Source organism: Arthrobacter sp. 10L430 (genome assembly GCF_056395245.1).
Map to the genome: position 1 here is coordinate 202,800 of NZ_JBFTJD010000002.1, position 19,782 is coordinate 222,581.

The window sequence follows — 19,782 nt, forward strand, 5'->3', positions numbered from 1 at the left end:
GTCCGGAATGGGCCGTAAGTGACCCCGCGTTGCTTGGTGCGGGTGTTTGGTTTGCTAGCCGACGCCGATGGCTCCGGTCAGCATCCCGACGCCGAGCATGACGAGCGAGATGACTGCGGTCCGCCACAGGACTTTCTTGTGGTGGTCGCCCAGGTCCACCTTGGCGAGCGAAACGAGCAGCAGGATGGCGGGAACCAGCGGGCTCTGCAGGTGGAACGGCTGGCCGGTAATGGAGGCCCGGGCCATTTCCGCGGCGCTGACGCCGTAGTGGGCGGCGGTCTCGCTCAGGACCGGAAGAACGCCGAAGTAGAAGGCGTCGTTGCTCATGAAGAACGTCATGGGGATGCTGAGGATGCCGGTGATGACTGCCATGAACGGGCCCATGTCGGAAGGGATGATGGCCACGAGCCAGGCTGACATGGCCTCTACCATGCCGGTGCCCTTGAGCACACCGGTCAGGACAGCCGCGGCCATGACCATGCTCACCACGGCGACGATGGAAGGTGCATGCGCCACGAGCTGGGCGCCCTGGTCCTTGACCTTGGGGAAGTTCACCAGCAGGGCGATGGCGGAGCCCACCATGAAGACGAACGGCAGCGGCACGAGGTCGGCCACGAGCATGACCATCACGGCGACAGTGAGGCCCAGGTTGAACCACTGCAGCTTGGGCCGGAGGGTCTTGCGGTTGGGGTCCAGTGCCGTGTCCGTGAGACCGGTGTCGCTGTCGGCGAGCGTCTCGGTGCGCTCCAGGACAGCCACGGAGGAGCCGCCGACGGCGGGGCCTCCCGTTGCGGGGACAGGGGCGGTTCCGGTGCCCTTGCGTCCGCGGCCGGTTCCCGAACCGCCGCCGGACGTTCCGCCGTCGAACGCGTCGGCGGTGTCCGGCACGGACCAGATTTCCGGCGCCGTGGCGCGGAGGCGGTTACGTTCCTGCAGGCCGAGCAGCCAGGAGAAGACGAGGACAACAACCAGGCCGGCGATCAGCGAGGGGATCATGGGAACGAAGACGTCGTTGACGTCGAGCTTGAGCGCGGTGGCAGCGCGGGCGGTGGGGCCGCCCCACGGCAGGATGTTCATGGTGCCGTTAGCCAGGCCAGCCACGCAGGTGAGGACAACGGGGCTCATCTTCAGCCGGAGGTAGATGGGCAGCATGGCTGCCGTGGTGAGGATGAAGGTGGTGGAGCCGTCGCCGTCGAGGGAGACTGCGGCCGCGAGCATAGCGGTGCCGAGAACAACCTTGGCGGGATCATTGCCGAGCTTGCGCAGGATGAACCGGACCAGCGGATCGAACAGCCCGACGTCGATCATCAGGCCGAAGTAGATGATGGCGAACATGAGCAGGGCGGCAGTGGAGGTCATGGACTTCATTGAGTCCATGACCATGTCACCGATGCCGAGGCCTGCGCCTGCGAAAAGACCGAAAATGGTGGGGACAATGATCAACGCCAGCACTGGCGTCAACTTCTTCGTCATGATCAGCACCATGAATACCGCGATCATGGCGAATCCAAGTAATACCAGCACAGCCGGCTCCTTCTTGATGATTGGCACCACCTCGATGTGATGCGCACTACAGACGTTAGAGTGGCGCGGGTCACGGCAGTGCCTTTGGCTCAATTGATTGGCATACTGCTTATTGGGAGCATTTTGCGCATTTTGCTCACGGGCGTCCGAAGGCCTGCGCACAACCCCGTCTGCCCGGCCCCACGGGCCGGAAAGACCGCCCGAAGGAGGAGCGCCATGGCCAGAACGACCCGACGGCTGCCGCTCAGGTTCTCCACGCAGACGCTGCTGTTGCAGCTGGGCGTGGTGCTCCTGGTGGTGCTCCTCAGCGGCGCCGTCCATGCCTGGCTGACGTTCGAACGCCTGGGCCGCGAGGCGGAGAACCAGGCGCTCACGCTGGCCCGGACGGTGGCCTCGGATCCCTCGGTCCGCGCCGAGGTGCAGGCCATCAGCCGGCAGGCGGGCACTCCCCCGCGGGCCGAACTGCTTGCCGGTCCGCTGATGGCGGCGGCCGAAGGGGCGCGCACCCGGACCGGCGCCCTGTTCGTGGTGATCACTGACGAAACCGGGATCCGGCTGGCCCATCCCGACGCCGAGCGGCTGGGCGAGCGGGTGAGTACTGATCCGTCGGAGGCGCTGGCCGGACGTGAGGTCACCACCCGCAACACCGGGACACTGGGACCCTCGGCGGGTGCCAAGGTGCCGGTTTTCGCGCCCGACCCGCCTGGCTCGCCTGGCTCCGAGGCCGGTTCCCCGGCCGGTTCCAGCGTCGCACCCCAAACCGTCGTCGGCGAGGTCAGCGTGGGCTATTCCACCGAGACCATCGGCCAGAGCCTTGCCCGGGACATCGTGCCCATCGCCGTCACGGCGGCCGGCGCCCTCTTGGCTGGAGTCCTGGCGTCATTCCTCCTCCGTCGCCGGCTGCAGCGGCTCACACTTGGCCTGGAACCTGAGGAAATCAGCACCCTGGTGCATGACCAGGTGGCCGTGCTGGAGGGTGTGGACGAGGGCGTGGTGGGCGTTTCCGCCGAGGGCCGCATCAGCGTTTTCAATGCCGCGGCCCAGCGGCTCCTGGGCCAGCCCGACCTGACCGGAACGCTGTGGTCGGCGGCCCCGGTTCCGGCCCAGCTCAAGGCGCTCACAGAGGCCGATGCCCGGGAGGGCGAAGCCGTGGAGCTTCTGGCCGGCGGCCAGGTTTTGGTGGCGAGTGCCCGCAAGGCCCTGCACCGTCAGGAGGACCTTGGCTGGGTGGTCATGCTCCGCGACCGCACCGAGCTCCAGCAGCTGACGCGCCAGCTCGACGCCGTTGGCACAATGTCCACGGCGCTCCGGGCGCAGCGGCACGAGTTTGCCAACCAGCTGCACACGATCGCCGGCTTCATCAGCATCGGCCAGCATCAGCAGGCGCGCGAGTATCTGGAGCGCCTCGCCGCCACCGGGCCGCTGAAATTCCCGGTGGAACAGGCCGAGCTGCTGCAGGACCCCTACCTTCAGGCATTTGTCGGCGCGAAGGGCGTGGAAGCGGACGAACGCGGCGTTGCGCTCCGGATCGGGCCGGAAACCCTGGTGCGCGGCCAGGTCACGGAGCCGCAGGATGTCACCACGGTCCTGGGCAACCTCATCGACAACGCGGTCAACGCGGCCGTGGCCGGCTCAGCCGGCGAGCGCTGGGTGGAGCTTGAGCTGCTGGACGAACCATCGGACGACGGCGGGACGCTGCATATCGTCGTCGCCGATTCCGGCGACGGGCTGCAGGGCGACGCCGATCCGGAGTCGGTGTTCGCGGAAGGATTTACGACGGCGGCCGGCCCGGTACGCGCGGGCGGCGGCCAGGGCCTGGGGCTGGCTTTGGCGCGCCAGCTGGCGCGGCGCCGCGGCGGCGACGTCAGGATGCTGGAGCCCGGGGCCGCCGGGGGGCCCGGCGCCGTGTTCATGGCGACGCTGCCGGGCACCACAACGGCGCAACGATTGAGTGACGAGCAAGGATAGGACGATGATGTCTGAGGATTTCAGGGTGCTGATCGTGGATGACGATTTCCATGTTGCCAAGCTCCATGCCGCCTACGTGGACTCGGTGGCGGGCTTCCTGGCGCTGCCGCCGGCGGGTTCGGCGTCGCTGGCCCTGCAGTCCATCCACAGCCTGCGTCCGGACCTGGTGCTGCTGGATGTGTACCTGCCGGACGCCTCCGGCCTGGACCTGCTGCACCAGCTGGACGTCGACACGATGATCCTGAGCGCGGCGTCCGATGCCGCCTCGCTGCGGACGGCATTCCGCCGCGGCGCCCTCGGGTACCTGCTGAAGCCCTTTACCGCAGAGTCCCTGTCCCAGCAGCTGAGGTCCTATGCCCGGTACCGGCGTATCCTTTCCCAGCCCGGGTCCTTGGATCAGGACACCGTGGAGCGGGCCAAGCGCGCTCTGATTCCGGGGGACGTCTCGCCGTCGGCCAGGCCGCGCTCCGCCACCGAAGCGGCGGTGCTGGAATCCCTGGTCCCGGGCGAACAGTATTCCGCGGCGGACGTGGCCGGGCGGGTGGGTGTTTCCCGGGCCACCGCCCAGCGGTACCTTTCGTCGCTCGCCGATGACGGCGCCGTCGAGATCCAGCTCCGCTACGGAACCACCGGCCGCCCGGAACACCGCTACGGCCTCCCGCCCCAATAACCCACCTCGCCCGGCCGACAGAGGTCTCAGCCGAGTGGTGGTGGCTAGTTAACGCTCTTCTGCGCGACGAGCTCGATCTCCACGAGCATCTTCGGGTCGAGGAACGGCAGGACGTGCACGAGGGACAGCGTGGGGCGGATGTCACCGAAGACCTCGCCGTGGGCCTTGCCCGCGTCTTCCCACTTGCTGATGTCCGTCAGGTACAGCTTGGACTGCACGACGTCGGCCAAGCCGAAGCCCGCGTCGGCCAGGACAGTCTCCAGCTTCTGGAGGATGTATCTGGTCTGCTCGTAGAAGTCGGTGCCGACGATGCCGTCCTCACCGCTGGCGGCGGTGGCGGAAATGTACAGCGTGTTATCCACCTGGACAGCGCGGGAGTAGCCGAGGGTCTGTTCCCAGACGGAACCGGTGCCGAAAGTCTTGCGCATGGTGCGCCTTTCACTGGGGCCGCTGCCGGCCGGCGCATACGCAGCCGGTGAACGGGGCCGTGGAAATGAGTCGGCACCACTCTAGGGCGGCTAGACGTCCAGCCGGAAAACCAGCAGTTTTATGTCGGTGTCCGGCACGAACCAGTCCCGCTCGTGAACCCGCCGGAAACCGGTCTTCCGGTACAGGCCGTGGGCGCTCTCCCACGTCCCGCCGGTGGTCAGGGCCACGCCGCTGATGCCTTCCAACGACCTCGCGTGCTCGATGATCGCTCCCACGAGGGCCTGACCGGCGCCGCTGCGCTGCACCGCCGGGTCCACCACGAGCATCCGGAATTCGAGTTCGTCGCCGAGGGCGATGTCCGCATACGGCTCGCCCGCAACGGCCAGCGTCACGGACCCCACAATCCGGCCATTCCGTTCGGCCACCCAGATGGTGGCCTGCTCCGCCCGCCTGGCCACGTCCTGGATCTGCTGCATGTAGGGGTGATCGGCACTGTCGAAATATCCCGCCGCCAGATAGGAATCGCGGGTGATCCGGGCTATCGCCTCGTAATCGGCGGGGACTGCTGGACGGATATTGATCTGCGGCTGCACCTGTCAATGCTAGTTCCAGCGGCCGGATGCGCAGCGCGAAAGAGCTGTTTCCGTGATCGAACTATCACTGGCGGGCAACTGGCGTCCGGCTCATCGTCTCAGAGCGGAAACTTGCCGGACATCTCCAGCGTTCCCGCGCACGTCCACGCTGCCAACCGTTCGTCATCCGATGGCCCGCCGTTCAGCGGGCTGGTCAGCCGGGGACGCCGCACCCAGCAGCCGGCTTCCTCGGCGATCAGGGCTCCGGCGGCAAAGTCGTGTTCGTTGAGGCCTCGCTCGCCGAAGGCATCGTGCGTGCCATCAGCCACAAGGCAAAGGTCCAGGGCCGCCGAACCGAGCCGCCTCACATCCGCGAACCCCTCCATGAACCCGCCCAGCGCCGCGGCCTGCTCCGCACGGACAGCGGGATCGTAGCTAAATCCGGTGGCCAGGATCTGGCCCGCACGGCCGGACACTGGACCGGTGAGCTGGACGCGGTGGCCGCCCTGTTCGAGCCAGGCGCCGTGGCCCCTTGAGGCGTAGTACACGCGCCCCAGCGCCGGGGCGTTGACGACGCCGGCCAGCCAGACGCCGTCGGCATCGGCCACCGCCACGGAGGTGGCGTAGTAGACGATGTTGCGGATGAAGTTGGTGGTGCCGTCCAGCGGGTCAATGGACCAGCGGAGCCCGCTGGGATTCTCCGGGCGGGTAGTGCCGTGTTCCTCGCCGGTGATGGTGTCCTGCGGACGCGCCGCGCGGATGGCGCTGCAGACAGCGTTCTCGGCGGCCACATCAAACGCCGTGACCCAGTCCCCCGCCTCGCCTTTGTTGCTGACAGCGCCGTCCGCCAGGGAATCGCCGCCCCGGGTGGACAGGACGGCGGCGCCAGCGGCGGCCGCCGCCTGGGCCACGTCAAGCAGCCCGTTCGGATCAGGGCTCATTCCGGGCCGTTTCCGTCATCGTCCGAGACCTCGGGAACGGCCTCCGCGTCGGCAGCCCCGGCTGCCGGACCGTTGGTCAGCAGCTCCCGGAAGCCGTCCTCGTCGAGGACCGGAACGCCCAGCTGTTCGGCCTTGTCCATTTTGGTGCCGGCGTTTTCTCCGGCAACGAGGTAACTGGTGTTCTTCGAGACCGAACCGGCCGCCTTGCCGCCGCGGACCAGGATGGCTTCCTTGGCCTCGTCCCGGCTGAAGCCTTCCAGCGTTCCCGTCACCACGATCGTCAGCCCCTCAAGGGTGCGCGGCATGGATTCATCACGTTCATCTTCCATCCGCACCCCGGCAGCCGCCCAGCGGTCGATGATCTCCACGTGCCAGTCCTCGGCAAACCATTCCGTGAGCGCCGCGGCGATGGTGGGGCCCACCCCGTCCACGCCGGCGAGTTCGTCTTCCGAGGCCTGCCGGATGGCGTCCATGGTGCCGAAATGCGTGGCCAGCGCCCGGGACGCCCGCGGCCCCACATGCCGGATGGAGAGCGCCACCAGCACCCGCCACAGAGGCTGGGTCTTGGCCTTTTCGAGTTCCTTGAAGAGTTTGTCCGTGGTGGCGGTGGGCTTGGACGGCGTTTTCGCGGTGCCCTTGCTGTAGAAGTACGGGACGAGTTCGTACTCCCCCGTGCCCACGCCCTTGGACCGCTTCTCGCGCCGGATCTTCACCGGGGCGAGGTCCTCCGGCGTGAGATCGAACAGGGCAGCTTCGGTGGTGAGCGGAGGGACCTCCGGTTCCGTCGGCTGCGTCAGGGCGATGGCGGCCTCCCAGCCCAGGGCCTCGATGTCGAAGCCTCCGCGGCCAGCCAGGTGGAAGACCCGCTCGCGCAGCTGGGACGGGCAGGACCGTGCGTTGGGGCAGCGGATGTCGACGTCGCCCTCCTTTGCCGGAGCAAGACGGGTGCCGCAGGAGGGGCACTCCGTGGGCATGACGAAGTCACGCACCGGCGGATCCTGCTGGTCGCGCAGCGCCAGCACGGGACCCACGATCTCCGGAATCACGTCGCCGGCCTTGCGGAGGACCACGATGTCGCCGATCTTCACGCCCTTGGCCTTGACCACATCCTGGTTGTGGAGCGTGGCCATTTCCACGGTGGATCCGGCGACCTTCACCGGCACCATTACGCCGTACGGGGTGACACGCCCGGTACGTCCGACGTTGACGGCGATGTCCAGCAGTTTGGTGTGCACTTCCTCGGGCGGGTACTTGTAGGCAACGGCCCAGCGCGGGACGCGGGTGGTGTAGCCGAGGGCGCGCTGGGTGGCGAAATCATCCACCTTCACCACGATGCCGTCGATCTCGTGCAGCAGGCTGTGCCGCTTGTCACCGTACCTGGAGATGAATTTCAGCACGTCTGCCAGGCCGCCGAGCACTTCGAAGTAGGGGCTGACGGGCAGTCCCCACTCCTCCAGCTGCCTGTAGGTTTCGGACTGGCTGGCTGCTGCGAGGCCTTCGCGGGCGCCGATACCGTGGACGAACATCTTCAGGGGCCGTTTGGCTGTCTCGGCGGGGTCCTTCTGCCGGAGTGAGCCTGCGGCGGCGTTTCGCGGGTTGGCGAGCGGGGCCTTTCCCGCCTCGATCAGTGCCTCGTTGAACTCAGCAAACGCCTTGGACGGAATGAAAACTTCACCGCGCACTTCCATCTCGGCGGGAAAGCCGGAGCCACTGAGCTCCTGCGGGATTTCCTTGATGGTCAGCACATTGTGCGTGATGTCCTCGCCCGTGGTGCCGTCGCCGCGGGTGGCGGCCCGAATCAGCTTTCCGTCCCGGTACAGCAGATTGACCGCGAGGCCGTCAATTTTCAGCTCGGTCAGCCAGGAGGCCTGATGATTGCCGACCTTCGCGATCCCGGCCTCAGCCTTGGCGATCCACGCTTCGAGTTCCTCGAGGGAAAAGACGTCCTCGAGGCTGTACATCCGCTGCAGATGTTCGACGGCGGCAAAGGCCGCCGACACTTCCCCGCCCACTTCCTGGGTGGGTGAGTCGTTGGCCACCAGCTCCGGGTGGAGCGCCTCCAGCTCCTCGAGCCGCCGGAACAGGGTGTCGAACTCCGCGTCAGAGACGAGCGGCTCGTCCTCCTGGTAGTAGGCGAACCGGTACTTCCTGACGAGGTCCGCCAGATTCTCGTATTCGCCGCGGACCGACTCAGACGGAATCGCTTCCGGCTCGAGCTGGTCAGTTCCGGATGCTGCCATGTCTGCGGGACCTGATGCTGTGCTCACAGACCTATCTTGCCCTACACCCCGGACATTGTGCCGACGGTGCAGTGCTTACCGGGATCGGTCGCCGGAAGGTGCCTACCAGTGGGACGCGAGGCGGTTCCGGCTCCACAGTGCGAAGGCGAGTCCGCCAAGGCCAACAAGCAGCACCCCTCCCATGAGCGCGAAGAGTCCGAACATGCCGGCACCCGGCCCTTTTCCGTTCGCGCTGACGACGGCTTCGTGGCTCGCCTCGGCCTGGGTTTCGATCGGCCGGGTCCAGTTGGAATCCACGGGGGCGCCGGACGGCCCGGCACTCGTGGTGGGTCCGGCTGACGTGCGGCCCGCCGTGGCGGGCGCAACCGCAACGACCGGTTCCGCCGTCGTCGGCATGACGCCAGCGTCCGGTACAGATGCGGGCGGAACCGCAGTCCGCACCGCCGGGGCGGGGCCCTTGGCCGGGGCCACCGGTGCTGCCGGCTGCGGCTTGGCCGGCGCCGGGGCCGGGGCCGGGGCTTTTCGCACCGGCGCGGGTGCCGGCTTGGGTGCGGGTGGCACGGGCGCCGGAGCCGGAGCGGACGCGGTGGGGGCGGGTGCGGCCGTGGCCGGCGGAGGAGGAGCGGTGGTGGGAGCCGGTGAGCCGGACTCCGCGTGCACGGCCCCGGCAATTCCCACCGCCGCGGTCAGTGCCAGCACCGTGGCAGCGAGTCCGGGGACCAGCACGGTCCGCAGGCTATTGGGTGGGATCATGGGATTACCTTTGCAGCAGCGAGCAGGACTCTCCCGCACCGAGTTGTGTCCCGGGTATCTTCCTATAGGGTTCCGTGGATCGCCAAATTTCTTACTTCCGGTCTTCCGGCGGCAGCGCGATCTGAAGTTTGCGCACCTTGCCCCTGCCCACGATGTAGCCCCGGCCCGGAATGAAGTCGGAACCGACCCGTCCGAGCGGGGTGTTGAGCAGGCTGTCGCCGTCCATATCACCCGGGTTGATCAGCAGTCCCCGCCTCCCGGACTTGAACGGCTGGGCCAGGGACCATGCCGAGGACCAGGTGGAGGTCTCGGATTCGCCCACCACCCACTGGTCCGCCTTGATCGAGGACGTGACCAGCCGCTCAAGGCCGGATTCGGCAAGTGTGTCCGTGAATTCCGTGAGCCCCTCGATGAAGATGGCGAGCTTTCCCGGGTTGGCTGAGGAATGGTCCGTGAGCTCATCGACCGCCTCCTCCACGTCGTCCGCGCCGACGAGGGAGCGGCTCCAGACGGGCAGTGACGCGGCCGCGGATCTCCGAGAGGCGATGTAGACCAGCTCGGTGTCCGTGTTCGAACGGCGCAGCGCGTAAGCCAGCGTCACCAGCGCCACGGTCCGCCCGGCACCCGGAGGGCCGGCCAGCAGCAGCGGACCCTTGGCCATCAGCGCGGCGGGCTGCAGCGTTTCGTCGTCGACGCCGATCACCGGGTGGTCAGTCTGTCCGGCCGGCAGGACATCCAGATCCACCTGCTCCGGCAGGCGTTCGATCCGCGGTGCCCTTTCGACGCCCTGGCGCAGCATGGCCTCACTCAGCTTGTGGACTTCGCGCGCCTGCAGCGCCAAGTTGGAGTTGCCGCCCAGGACAGCAAGCTGCACTTCGTGGCTTCCGAGGAGTCCGCGCCCGGGAGGTGACGCCTGGCCCAGGACGTCCTTGGGGACGTCCAGCGACATGTAGTCGTCCTCCGAGGACAGCCGCAGCACCAGCCGCCGCTGGATGGAGGCAAGCAACGACGGCGGGACGGAGTTGGGGCGGTCACCGGTAACGATGAGGTGGATGCCCAAGGGACGGCCGTCAGTGGCCAGCTGCAGGAAAATATCCCACAGCCCGGACAGCCGGGTGTATTCGTAGGCCTCGCGGAAAGCGGACATGCCGTCCACGAGGACGAAAATGCGTTTCTCGTCCGGCAGTCCGGCCAGCTTCCGGTATTCCACGATGGTGGACGCCCGGACTTCGGCAAAGCGGGAGGCCCGGTCCTCGGCAAGGTCGTGCAGCCAGCGCAGGAGCCGGCCCACGCGTTCGGCGTCGTCGCCGTCGATGATTTCGCCCACGTGCGGCAGCTCATCGAGCATCTTCAGTCCGGCGGAGCCGCTGTCAATGCCGTAGACCTGAACCGGGCCGCCGCGCGGAGTGACGGCTGCGGCAATGGCAATGCCCCGCAGCGCCGCCGACTTGCCGGAACCGCCTGTGCCGTAAATGGCCATGTTGCCGTCTTTGTCCGGTTCGTAGAAAACGGTGGGCTGGTCCTGGCGCGCAGGGTCGTCGGCAACTCCCAGCAGGAGCCGTTCGTCGGTGCGGGGGTTTGGCAGGAGGGAGAAATCGTAGGTCATGGCCAGTTCGTTCAGCCACGGCTTTCGGGGCGGCGCAATGGCAAGCATGTCGGCCGCCCGGATGACGTTGGCCGTCATCCTGGCGATGTCGTTGGGCCCGGCCGGCTCTTCCTTGGCCACAGTTTCAGGCACGGGCGCGGCCCACGCGGGCCCGGAGCCGAAGGCCATTTCCACAATGTCGATCTGCGGACGCTGAGGCCGCTCGGTGGTCCAGCCGCCGGCATAGCCGGTCTGGAACCCCTGGATGCGGCCGGGGCCGGTTTTTGCTGCGCCGCGCCCGGGAATGGACGGGTCGAAATACGCGGCGTCCGGGACACCGAGAATGTCCGTGGCGTCGTCCTCATCGGCCATGCGCAGCGCCACCCGGAGGTTGGTATTGGCGCGCAGGCTCTCCTTGATGACGCCGGCGGGGCGCTGGGTCGCGAGGATCAGGTGCAGCCCGAGGGACCGGCCGCGGGCGGCGACGTCCACCACGCCGTCCACGAATTCCGGCACCTCGGTGGCGAGCGCCGCGAACTCGTCCACCACGATCACCAGGTACGGCGGCGCTTCGGGATCGGCCTCGCGCTGCAGGGCCAGCAGGTCCTTGGCTTTCTTCCTGTTCAGCAGGCGTTCCCGGTAGTGAAGTTCGGCGCGGAGGGATGTCAGGGCGCGGCGCACCAGGTGCGGGGAAAGGTCCGTGACCAGGCCCACCGTATGCGGCAGGTTAAGGCAGTCCGCGAACGCGGCGCCGCCCTTGTAGTCCACGAAGAGGAAACTGACCCGGTCCGGGCTGTAGGCGGTGGCCATGCCCATCACCCAGGACTGCAGGAACTCCGACTTGCCGGCGCCGGTGGTGCCGCCCACCAGGGCGTGCGGCCCCTCATTCTTGAGGTCCAGGTAAAGCGGCTCGATGCCTTTGGAGCCCACCAGTGCACGCAGCGACCCGTTGTCCTTGCGGTTTGCGACGGCGGTGGAGCGGACAGAGTTGTTCTCCTGCCACCGTTCGGCCACGACGTCCGGGTTGTCCAGGAAGTCCTTGCCGATCAGCGCCGCGTAAGACACTGCCCGCGGCAGGTTCGAGTCGTCCTCCAAGGGTTTTCCGGCGTCCACCACGGGCGAGAGCATGCGGGCCAGCTGGCCGGCGAGTTCGGCGTCGAGGCTCTCGCAGCTCACGGGATAGGTGTGGCGTCCCAGCCTGACCTGTCCGGTGGTGGTGCCGTGTTCGCCGTCGACCTCCATGAAGTCGCGGCACGCGGCCGGAAGGGCCTCAACGCCGGTGGCCACCCACAGAACGTGCACACCGGCATCGGGCCCCCGTTCCACCAAACGAGTGAGCCGTCCGCGGTCCACTGGTGCGTCGTCTTCAATGATGACCAGGACCGAGGGCAGCACAGGAGCCGGGACGTCCCCGTTTTCCTCGTGGATGCCGGGCCGGTGGGCAGGACCGGTCGATTGGATGGCGGTTTCGCGTGATTCCACCAGGTCCTCGAGCCGCGCCAGCAGGCTTGCGCCGCTGGCAGAACCGGCCGCCAGGTGGTCACCAGGGAGCGGGCTGTGGCTCGAGCCGACATGCGGCAGCCACTGCAGCCAGTTCCAGCGTTCCCGGGAACGGGCGGAGGTGATGGCTGCCACCACGGCTTCGGCCGGCGAATGGAGGCCCACAAGCTGCAGAACCATTCCCCGGGCAACGTCATCCACCAGCCCGCGCGGGCCGGCCAGGCCGAACGACCCCGCGGAGCGCAGCTGGGAAAGGATGGGCACGCCCTCGATGTCCCGGAACTGGTCCAGGCAGTCCTGGATTTCACGCCGGTACTCCGCTTCCGTTTCCGAGGAGTTGGGCTCCTCAAACGGAATGCGTGACGGCGCCGTCCCGAGCCCGAACCGGAGGCCCAGGAAGCCGGGGTGTTCGGGCCGGTGCGTCCAAAGCAGGGGGCCGAGCTTGTAGATGGAGTCGACGGTGTCGCTGACGGACGGGGCCTCCTGCAGCCGCACGGCTCGTTCCACCTGCTGAAGCGCAACGATGTCCTGACGGAACGCCGCCATGGACTCCCGGTACTCCTTGAGCTGTTCCTTCCGTTCCCGCTTGGTCTGCAGTTTCTGGTCCACGTAGTGCCCCACTATGAACAACGGCATCATCAGCACGAACAGCATCGACAGCAGGCTCTGGGTCACAGCGAAAAGGACGGCCCCCATCATCAGCGGGGCGATCAGCATGATGTAGGGGAACGGGTGATGGTCCTGGCGTTTTGGTCCCGCGGGCGGCACGCGTTTGGACGGATTGAACCGGGGAACCACGCGCGGTGACCGGTTGAAATCAACGAGGGGCGACGTCGGTGCTGCCGCGCCGCTGCGTGCCAGCGGCACCACCGTGATTTCCGTGTCCCCCAACGTCACGGTGTCCGAGGAGCTGAGCGTGGCACGGGTGGCAGGCAGCCCACCCAGCAGGAGCCCGTTGGCGGAGTTCGTATCGACGATCTCGACGCTCTCCCCCACGGTGATACGCGCGTGCCGCTTCGATGTCAGGGGGTCCGTGAGCCGGATGTCCGCGTCCCGGTCCCGGCCGATGTAACTGGTGCCGGACGGCAGCGAAAACTCGCGCCCGACGTCGGGCCCGGACAAAATACGGAGCGTCGCGGCGGCAGGGCCGCGGCCGGCAGCTGACCCGCCGGCCTCCGCGGTGCCGAACTGGTCGCTGACCTGGGTCAGGGAGACGACGGATCCGGGTCTCAGGCCGGACTCCAGCAGGATGTCGCCCCGGTTGAGGACGATTCCCCGCATTCCGCCGGCCACAAACGCCTCGTCAATCCTGAGTGAGAGGTTGGACGGGGCGGGTTCGCGCCGCCGACCCGGGTCCGCAGTCCAGAGTTCCGTGGCGATGTCGGCCACCGTGGCCAGTCCGTCCACCGTGACGGCGAGGTCTTTGGCGTTGGCGGGCTCGCGCCGGAGCGTCAGTCGGATTCTCATCCTTCGTCAATCCCCCTCATCTTGTCGAGCAGGTGCAGGTCGTCAGGAGTCACCAGGTGCGAGGTGACAGCATGCTCCACGAGCCGGGCGCGCCGGTTGGTGGCCAGTTTGCCGCCACCTCCCCTGAGCCCGGCCACGCCAACCCGGTCCAGCTTGTCGCACACGTTGTCCAGCTTCCGGTTGAACCGGGTGATTGCCCAGCCGAGGTTCTTGGCGGCAGCCGCGGACGACGGTATGGCACTGAATCCGGTGCCTTCCCGGCGGAGCATGGGTTCGGCGAGCGCGACGATCAGCGCCTTTTGGGAGTCGGTGAAGACCACCGGGCCGATGGTGGTGTCGCCGGCGGTGTCCTCGCTTCGGGTTTCCTGCCGGAACGAGGGCGTCTTCAGGTGGACGGCGAATTCGTAGGTCGTGGGGCCCGCCGTGAAGATGATGTTGGTGTGACTGAAGACCAATGGCAGGCGGGCGCCCGGGGAAAGCCAGGCCTGCATGCCGCCGGAGGCATCGGCCACGGTGGCGGAGAGCATGCTGCCCACGTTGCTGAGCCACCAGATGCCGTCGTACCGGGCGATCTGCAGGAAGTGCCGGTGCAGGTACGGGTTGTCATCCACTTCCAGATCACCTTCCCGGCCGATGCTGAAGACGTCGTCATCCGACGGCTCGTACCACTCGCCGCAGAAATCTACCGCCAGATCTCCCATTTTTCCGTGTCTCCTTGTTGGGCTGTTCATGCTCTGCTGAGCCATCATGCTGTCCGCGGCTGCGGGGCCTTTGGTGCCGGGCCTTTGGTGCCGGGCCTTTGGTGCCGGGGCGTCAGGCGCACGCGATGGAATCCTCCCCTGCCGGCGACGCCGAGCCGTCGCTGCGCACGATGATCACCTGCACGCACGTGGCTTCATCGGGATTGGGGCTCACGTCCACGCGCGTCGCGGACGTTGACAGGTAGTTCCCGCCGCCCTTGACGGTCTTGATCCTCCACTTGTACGTGTCTCCCGGTTTCGGCTGCGGGTTGGTCCACGTGAACCGGACCTTGCCGGCAGCAGCGCTGCCCGCAAGCCTGGCGACGTCCGGCACGGATCCGTCGTCCAGGGCGTCCGCCGGCGGCTTGCTGGGCTGTTCGCTGGGCAGGACCTTGGGCTGCGGCGCAGCTGACGCCACCACGATCCCCACGATGATCGCGAGCACCAGGAGCGTCCCCCCGGAGATGGCCAGCCAGAGGTTCCGCTTCCCGTGATCCGGCGCGGGCTCTTCGCTTTTCGGCGCGCCCTCGCTCCCGGCCGGGTTGCTCCGGAGGACCGTGGCCTGGGCCCAGTCATCGCCGCCGGCGGTCTCTGTGGCTGGCACGGCTGGCACGGCCGAGCGATCTGGCACGGCCGGGCGATCTGGCACGGCCGGGCGATCTGGTGCGGCGGAGGGAGCTGGTGCGGCGGAGGGAGCTGGTTCCGGTACTTCGCCCTTCAGGGGCCAGGTCCGGGCCGGGAAGGTGGGCGCACTTCCTGTTTTCTCCGGGTCGACCGAGGCAACGTTGCGGACCCGGGTTTCCTCGACGCCGTCGTCGGGGTGGACGTCCTCCTGCTGCCGCTCCTCCAGGACCTCGAACGGGGTCACGGACAGGTTCAGCTCCGCCTGGATGCGCTGCAGTGCCAGGGCAAAGGCGTGGGCGGACGAGTAGCGGGAGGCCGGCGACTTTGCCATCGCCGTTGCCAGGGCGAGCTCCAGCGACTCGGGCACGTCGGCCCGGCCCAGCCCCGGGACGGGCATGCCGGTGATCCGCGAGATCAGCTCGCGCTGGGAGTTGTCCGCTCCGGGCAGGACGAACGGTGAGCGTCCCGCGAGCAGCGTGTACAGCGTGGCGCCCAGCGCCCACACGTCCACCATGACGCCGTCGACAGTTCCCTCCCGGAACTGTTCCGGAGGCGACCACGGAATGGACATACCGGCGTCTTCTTCCGCGACGCTGCCGAGCGTTCCGGAGATGCCGAAGTCTGTCAGCGCCGGCCGGTTGTAGTCGGTGACCAGGATATTGGCCGGTTTGATGTCACGGTGCGCGATGCCGGCCCGGTGTGCCGTTTCGACGGCGGACGCCACCTGGATGCCGATGGCCAGGACTTCGTCCACGCTGAAGCGCTGCCCGCGGTAGCGGACGTCAAGGCTGGGCCGCGAGCAGTACTCCATGGCGAGGTAGGAATGGCCGTCGGCCGTAACCTCGGCCTCGAAAATGGTGACGATGAAAGGGTGCGAGGACAACTGCGCCATCAGGTTGGCCTCGGACTCGAACCTCCGCCGCGCATCTTCCGTCTTCAGCCCCGACAGGAGTACCTTCACCGCAACCTTGCGGCGCGGCCGGTCCTGCTCATACAGATAGACGTCCGAGAACCCGCCCGATCCGAGCAGGCTGACGTAAGTGAAACCGGGCAGGCGGGGCGGCGGGGCCGCGGGCCGCTTGGAACTCAAAGGATCTCCTCAAAACGCAACGAAACGTCGTCGCCAAGCTCGGCGATGTCGCCGTCGAGGACGATCGCCATTTCATTCTGGGCAAGGCGCCGCGGCGGCTGCCCTTCGCGGATCAGCACCGTGCCGTTGGTGGCTTTGAGGTCGCACAGCATCACGTGCCAGCCCTCTAGCCGCACCTCCACGTGGGACCGTGAAATGTCGCCGCCGGGGCTGGCCACCTGGATGAGCCGGGGCATGGAGCCGCCCTGAACCCGGGACACGGACGGCTGCCGCCCGATCACCAGCGATTCCTCCAGCTCGATCACCTCCCCTGTGGAAAGCCGCACGAGTCCCAGCCGCGGACGGGGCGTCTGGACAGCGACATCAGGAAGCGGCGAGCCGCAGCTGGAGCACTGGCCGCTGGTGGGCGGGTTCGCGTGGCCCGAGCCGCACACGCGCGCCAGGACCAGCGGGCCATCCCCGGGCGTTGCGCCGGGCGCGGCCGGAGCCTGCCCGCGAGCGGCCCTGAGTTCACTTTTGAGTACAGTCTGTCCGTCGTGGTCCCCCTCGGCGGAGTAGGGCGGTGCCGGCGCCCCGGCCGACGCCCCGGCCGTGGCTGGAACAGGCTGGCTTTGCACAGGCTGGATTTGCGCTGGCTGGATTTGCGCTGGCTGTGACGTCTCCGCCGCGGTGGCGCGGTGATCCGGCATGGCGATGAACGACGGCGGCACGGACGGACGCGGGGCACTCTCACCGCCGGTGACCCATGGCACGGAATCAATCAACCCTCCGGGCGCCGGCGGGCTCACCTCTGGCGGCGCTGGCCGGCTCTCGGCTGGTGCGGCCGGAAGGTCCTCCTCACGCGCAAAGCCAGGACCAGGAGCCTCAGTTTCCACGCTCGCAGCGACTGCCTGAGGCCCGCCGTCGTCGTCCTCCCCGGTGCGGACGGCCGCGTCCTCGATGCTCCGCATCACGGTTTTTTCCCACAGATGGTCGTACGAACTCGTGGCTTCTGTGGCGGGCGGCGGCGCATCCGCGGGAGTTCCGTCGTCTTCCAGCGGCGCGACTTGCAGCGGCGGGTCGTCCAGCGGCGCGTCTTGCAGCCCTGTCTCTTCCAGCCCCACCATGGTTTCTGCCGATGCTTCCGTCAGGGCCCCGGTCACGGCAGTGGGTCCGGTGGCGGTTCCGGTGACGGCAGTGGTTCCGGTGACGGCAGTGGTTCCGGTGACGGCAGTGGTTCCGGCGCCAGCCACATCCACGCGCAGGGCCTGGAGAAGGACCACGCCGTCGGCCACGGGCAACTCCAACGCACTGAACCCGCCGGATTGGGCCGCCTCGCCCGTTACCGAAAGGCTGAACCGCTCCGGGGAGTCCAGCCATCGCTCGGTCCAGGTGGTGACATTTCGGCCGTCCAGCTTCAGCGGTCCGGCCGGAAGGGTGACGCTGAGGTCGAGGTCGCCGCGGAGGAAGACCCGCAGTGATTCACGGAAGCCGATGATCCCAAACGGCGGGCAGCTGGACAGCGGAATGCCGAGCCCGCCCGTCACGGCGTGGAGCACCTCGTGCACTTCGGGCCCGTTCTGGAGCAGCTCCCATACGGTCCGGATGAGTGTCGGCGGGGATCCCGGGCCCAGGATGACCGCCGTACCGGAACGAACCAGCCCAAACCACCCACCCGGGACGTAGCTAGCTTCGGCCATGCGCATTTTCCTCAGTTCCGGCGGCTTCGGTGCTGTCGGCAGAGCCATCCCTTCCCCCAGGACGTGGCAGCGTGTCCTCATCTTCCGCCGCGGAGGCCGTCCTCGGCGCCGTGGTGGAGACGCCATCTTCATTGAGGACGTTCCGGGCATCGACCACTATCACCGTAACGTTGTCCCGGCCGCCGCTCCGCAGCGCGGCCTGGATCAGCAGGTCAACGGCCTCCTGCGGGTCTGCTGCCGAGCTAAGGACGCCGAGCATCTGGTCGTCCGAGAGCTCGCCGTTAAGCCCGTCCGAGCAGACCATGACACGGTCACCCTCCTCGATCGGAAGCAGCCAGTAGTCGGCTTCCGTGTCATCGCCCGTGCCCAGAGCCCGGGTCACGACGTGGCGGCGGGGGTGGACCGTGGCCTGCTCGGCGGTGATCTCCCCGCTGTCCACAAGCTCCTGGACCTCGGAGTGGTCCACGCTGACCTGGGTGAGCGTGCCCTGGCTCAGCCGGTAGGTCCTGGAGTCCCCGACATTCATGACCAGCCAGTAGGGTATGCCCATTTGTTCCACCACCACCACGCCGGTCAGCGTGGTGCCCGCCCGCGATCCGGTCGCAGTGCGGATGGAATCGTCCGCCATGGCAAGGTACTGCTGCACCACCGATGCCGTGGCTGTCCGCGCTCCTGTGGCCAGCTGGGGCATCTTTGCCAGGGCCCGCACGCACATGCCGCTCGCAACTTCACCTGCCTCGTGGCCGCCCATTCCGTCTGCCACGGCGAATACGGGGTCGGAGGCAATGAACGAGTCCTCATTAAGCTCGCGGCGCAGGCCACGGTCCGTTCCATAGCCGTAGCTCAGGCTAAGGCCTGGCGTGCTTCCGGCCGGTTCGGTGCGGGCTGCCTGCTGTGAGTTCATGCTTGTCCTACGGTGAAGGTGCGGTCCCCGAAGTGAACGGTGGTTCCGGGGCTGACAAATGAGGGGACGCCCGGCTGCAAGGCCGTGCGGACGCCGTCCGGTGTGGTGACGGCGCTGCCGTTGGTGGAATTCCGGTCCGTTACCCAGACGCCCGCGCCATCGGTGAGCAGGTGCAGGTGGGTCTTCGAAATGGTCCGCCCGGGATCCGGCACGGCGAGCAGTTGCGCCTGCGACTCTCCAGAACCGGCAGCGGGATTGCGCCCGATCAGCGCGTTCCGCTCCAGCCGGAAGTCCCGGCCGTCGTCGAGCCGTATCCTGAGCACCGCAATGGGCGCATCCTGCCCGACACCGCGCAGCCGGGTGCGGTCGACGCCGTCGTCCGGATGGCTGATGGAGGGCACGGCGTCGTGCACATGGCCGCCGGTCCTGGTGGCCACAGCCACCGGTGACGCCACCTGCTGGACGGGAGGAAGGTCCAGCGGGGCGAAGCTATACGGTCCCTGGATGCCACCCGACGTTACGGGATTGCGTCCGGCGGTGACGTCAAAAACGAGGGTTTTCGCCGCACGGTCCTGCCAGCCCTGGAGCCCGCCTTTCCTGTCCCAGGAGCTGGACAGCACCACGAGGAAAGCCCACGCACATCCTAAAAGGGCAAGGGGAACCAAGATCCACAGGGCTGAGTCGAACCACTTGAAGATCACCACCACGGCGGCGGCGAGGACTGCCGGCAGCACCCCGGCCCCCGTGACGGTCCCCCGGAGGAAGGCGGCGCCCGTGCCGGGTGCGTACCCGTCCCTGTCCGTACTGCGGATGCCCATGAGCTGGTTGCCAATGGTGTTGCCGGAACGGCCCTCGAAGCCGGCAAGGACAAACATGTAGATGAGGGTCAGGCCCACCGCGATGCTTCCCAGCAGGACCAGCGTTCCGGTGTCATAGATGATGAAGCCGCCGCTGTGCAAACTCGTGACACTGGCGAACCCGAGGGAGAAGAGAACCACCAGGACAACCGCGGGTGCCAGCCAGTCAAGCACCGCCGCGCCAAGGCGCTTGCCCGGCGCGGCCGGGACCAGCTCCAGTTTGGCTCCCATTTCCGTTC

General features: G+C 67.8%; 14 protein-coding genes. 2 read left to right on the top strand and 12 right to left on the bottom strand.

Annotated elements, in window-relative coordinates:
• Positions 1 to 54: 54 nt before the first annotated feature.
• On the bottom strand, positions 55 to 1,845 hold the full coding sequence (locus tag AC1DDG_RS03185; RefSeq protein WP_476874919.1) for a CitMHS family transporter: 1,791 nt from the start codon (positions 1,843 to 1,845) through the stop codon (positions 55 to 57).
• Between AC1DDG_RS03185 and AC1DDG_RS03190 the strand changes: the two genes are divergently transcribed.
• Together AC1DDG_RS03190 and AC1DDG_RS03195 are read left to right on the top strand one after the other, a co-directional pair.
• Positions 1,741 to 3,492, top strand: a complete 1,752-nt coding sequence (locus AC1DDG_RS03190; RefSeq protein WP_476874920.1) for a sensor histidine kinase — start codon at positions 1,741 to 1,743, stop codon at positions 3,490 to 3,492. The genes AC1DDG_RS03185 and AC1DDG_RS03190 overlap by 105 nt on opposite strands.
• 7 nt (positions 3,493 to 3,499) lie before the next feature.
• Entirely contained in the window at positions 3,500 to 4,162 is a 663-nt protein-coding gene (locus AC1DDG_RS03195) for a response regulator (protein WP_476875019.1), read from the top strand.
• A 44-nt stretch (positions 4,163 to 4,206) separates the two neighbouring features.
• On the opposite strand, the gene AC1DDG_RS03200 is transcribed toward AC1DDG_RS03195, so the two are convergent.
• The 11 genes from AC1DDG_RS03200 to AC1DDG_RS03250 form a co-directional block, all read right to left on the bottom strand.
• Complete coding sequence (locus AC1DDG_RS03200; RefSeq protein WP_476874921.1) at positions 4,207 to 4,590, bottom strand: RidA family protein; 384 nt, start codon at positions 4,588 to 4,590, stop codon at positions 4,207 to 4,209.
• Positions 4,591 to 4,680: 90 nt separating this feature from the next.
• Positions 4,681 to 5,184 carry a GNAT family N-acetyltransferase gene (locus AC1DDG_RS03205; RefSeq protein ID WP_476874922.1) on the bottom strand — a complete coding sequence of 168 codons (504 nt, stop codon included), beginning with the start codon at positions 5,182 to 5,184 and terminating at the stop codon, positions 4,681 to 4,683.
• A gap of 98 nt (positions 5,185 to 5,282) precedes the next feature.
• On the bottom strand, positions 5,283 to 6,104 hold the full coding sequence (locus AC1DDG_RS03210; protein ID WP_476874923.1) for an inositol monophosphatase family protein: 822 nt from the start codon (positions 6,102 to 6,104) through the stop codon (positions 5,283 to 5,285).
• Positions 6,101 to 8,344 carry an NAD-dependent DNA ligase LigA gene (ligA, locus tag AC1DDG_RS03215; protein ID WP_476875020.1) on the bottom strand — a complete coding sequence of 748 codons (2,244 nt, stop codon included), beginning with the start codon at positions 8,342 to 8,344 and terminating at the stop codon, positions 6,101 to 6,103. The genes AC1DDG_RS03210 and ligA overlap by 4 nt, the downstream gene beginning before the upstream one ends.
• A 102-nt stretch (positions 8,345 to 8,446) precedes the next feature.
• Entirely contained in the window at positions 8,447 to 9,097 is a 651-nt protein-coding gene (locus AC1DDG_RS03220) for a hypothetical protein (protein WP_476874924.1), read from the bottom strand.
• Between the two features lie 91 nt (positions 9,098 to 9,188).
• Entirely contained in the window at positions 9,189 to 13,649 is a 4,461-nt protein-coding gene (locus AC1DDG_RS03225) for an FtsK/SpoIIIE domain-containing protein (RefSeq protein ID WP_476874925.1), read from the bottom strand.
• Positions 13,646 to 14,350: an FHA domain-containing protein gene (locus tag AC1DDG_RS03230; RefSeq protein ID WP_476874926.1), complete on the bottom strand. Its 705-nt coding sequence runs from the start codon at positions 14,348 to 14,350 to the stop codon at positions 13,646 to 13,648. Before AC1DDG_RS03230 ends, AC1DDG_RS03225 begins: the two co-directional genes overlap by 4 nt.
• Positions 14,351 to 14,462: 112 nt before the next feature.
• Positions 14,463 to 16,103, bottom strand: a complete 1,641-nt coding sequence (locus AC1DDG_RS03235) for a serine/threonine-protein kinase (RefSeq protein WP_476874927.1) — start codon at positions 16,101 to 16,103, stop codon at positions 14,463 to 14,465.
• On the bottom strand, positions 16,100 to 17,782 hold the full coding sequence (locus tag AC1DDG_RS03240) for an FHA domain-containing protein (RefSeq protein ID WP_476874928.1): 1,683 nt from the start codon (positions 17,780 to 17,782) through the stop codon (positions 16,100 to 16,102). Before AC1DDG_RS03240 ends, AC1DDG_RS03235 begins: the two co-directional genes overlap by 4 nt.
• Complete coding sequence (locus tag AC1DDG_RS03245; protein WP_230119904.1) at positions 17,769 to 18,686, bottom strand: PP2C family protein-serine/threonine phosphatase; 918 nt, start codon at positions 18,684 to 18,686, stop codon at positions 17,769 to 17,771. Before AC1DDG_RS03245 ends, AC1DDG_RS03240 begins: the two co-directional genes overlap by 14 nt.
• Positions 18,683 to 19,774: an RDD family protein gene (locus AC1DDG_RS03250; RefSeq protein ID WP_476874929.1), complete on the bottom strand. Its 1,092-nt coding sequence runs from the start codon at positions 19,772 to 19,774 to the stop codon at positions 18,683 to 18,685. The genes AC1DDG_RS03245 and AC1DDG_RS03250 overlap by 4 nt, the downstream gene beginning before the upstream one ends.
• Between the last annotated feature and the right edge of the window lie 8 nt (positions 19,775 to 19,782).

Bases quoted from the DNA above. Each gene is read 5' to 3' on its own strand.
- AC1DDG_RS03195 (WP_476875019.1), top strand. From the start codon at position 3,500: ATGTCTGAGGATTTCAGGGTGCTGATCGTGGATGACGATTTCCATGTT.
- AC1DDG_RS03225 (WP_476874925.1), bottom strand. From the start codon at position 13,649: ATGAGAATCCGACTGACGCTCCGGCGCGAGCCCGCCAACGCCAAAGAC.
- AC1DDG_RS03230 (WP_476874926.1), bottom strand. From the start codon at position 14,350: ATGGGAGATCTGGCGGTAGATTTCTGCGGCGAGTGGTACGAGCCGTCG.
- AC1DDG_RS03200 (WP_476874921.1), bottom strand. From the start codon at position 4,590: ATGCGCAAGACTTTCGGCACCGGTTCCGTCTGGGAACAGACCCTCGGC.
- AC1DDG_RS03240 (WP_476874928.1), bottom strand. From the start codon at position 17,782: ATGGCCGAAGCTAGCTACGTCCCGGGTGGGTGGTTTGGGCTGGTTCGT.
- ligA (WP_476875020.1), bottom strand. From the start codon at position 8,344: ATGGCAGCATCCGGAACTGACCAGCTCGAGCCGGAAGCGATTCCGTCT.
- AC1DDG_RS03245 (WP_230119904.1), bottom strand. From the start codon at position 18,686: ATGAACTCACAGCAGGCAGCCCGCACCGAACCGGCCGGAAGCACGCCA.
- AC1DDG_RS03210 (WP_476874923.1), bottom strand. From the start codon at position 6,104: ATGAGCCCTGATCCGAACGGGCTGCTTGACGTGGCCCAGGCGGCGGCC.
- AC1DDG_RS03190 (WP_476874920.1), top strand. From the start codon at position 1,741: ATGGCCAGAACGACCCGACGGCTGCCGCTCAGGTTCTCCACGCAGACG.
- AC1DDG_RS03185 (WP_476874919.1), bottom strand. From the start codon at position 1,845: ATGGACGGCGCCGCTGAGGAGCACCACCAGGAGCACCACGCCCAGCTG.
- AC1DDG_RS03250 (WP_476874929.1), bottom strand. From the start codon at position 19,774: ATGGGAGCCAAACTGGAGCTGGTCCCGGCCGCGCCGGGCAAGCGCCTT.
- AC1DDG_RS03220 (WP_476874924.1), bottom strand. From the start codon at position 9,097: ATGATCCCACCCAATAGCCTGCGGACCGTGCTGGTCCCCGGACTCGCT.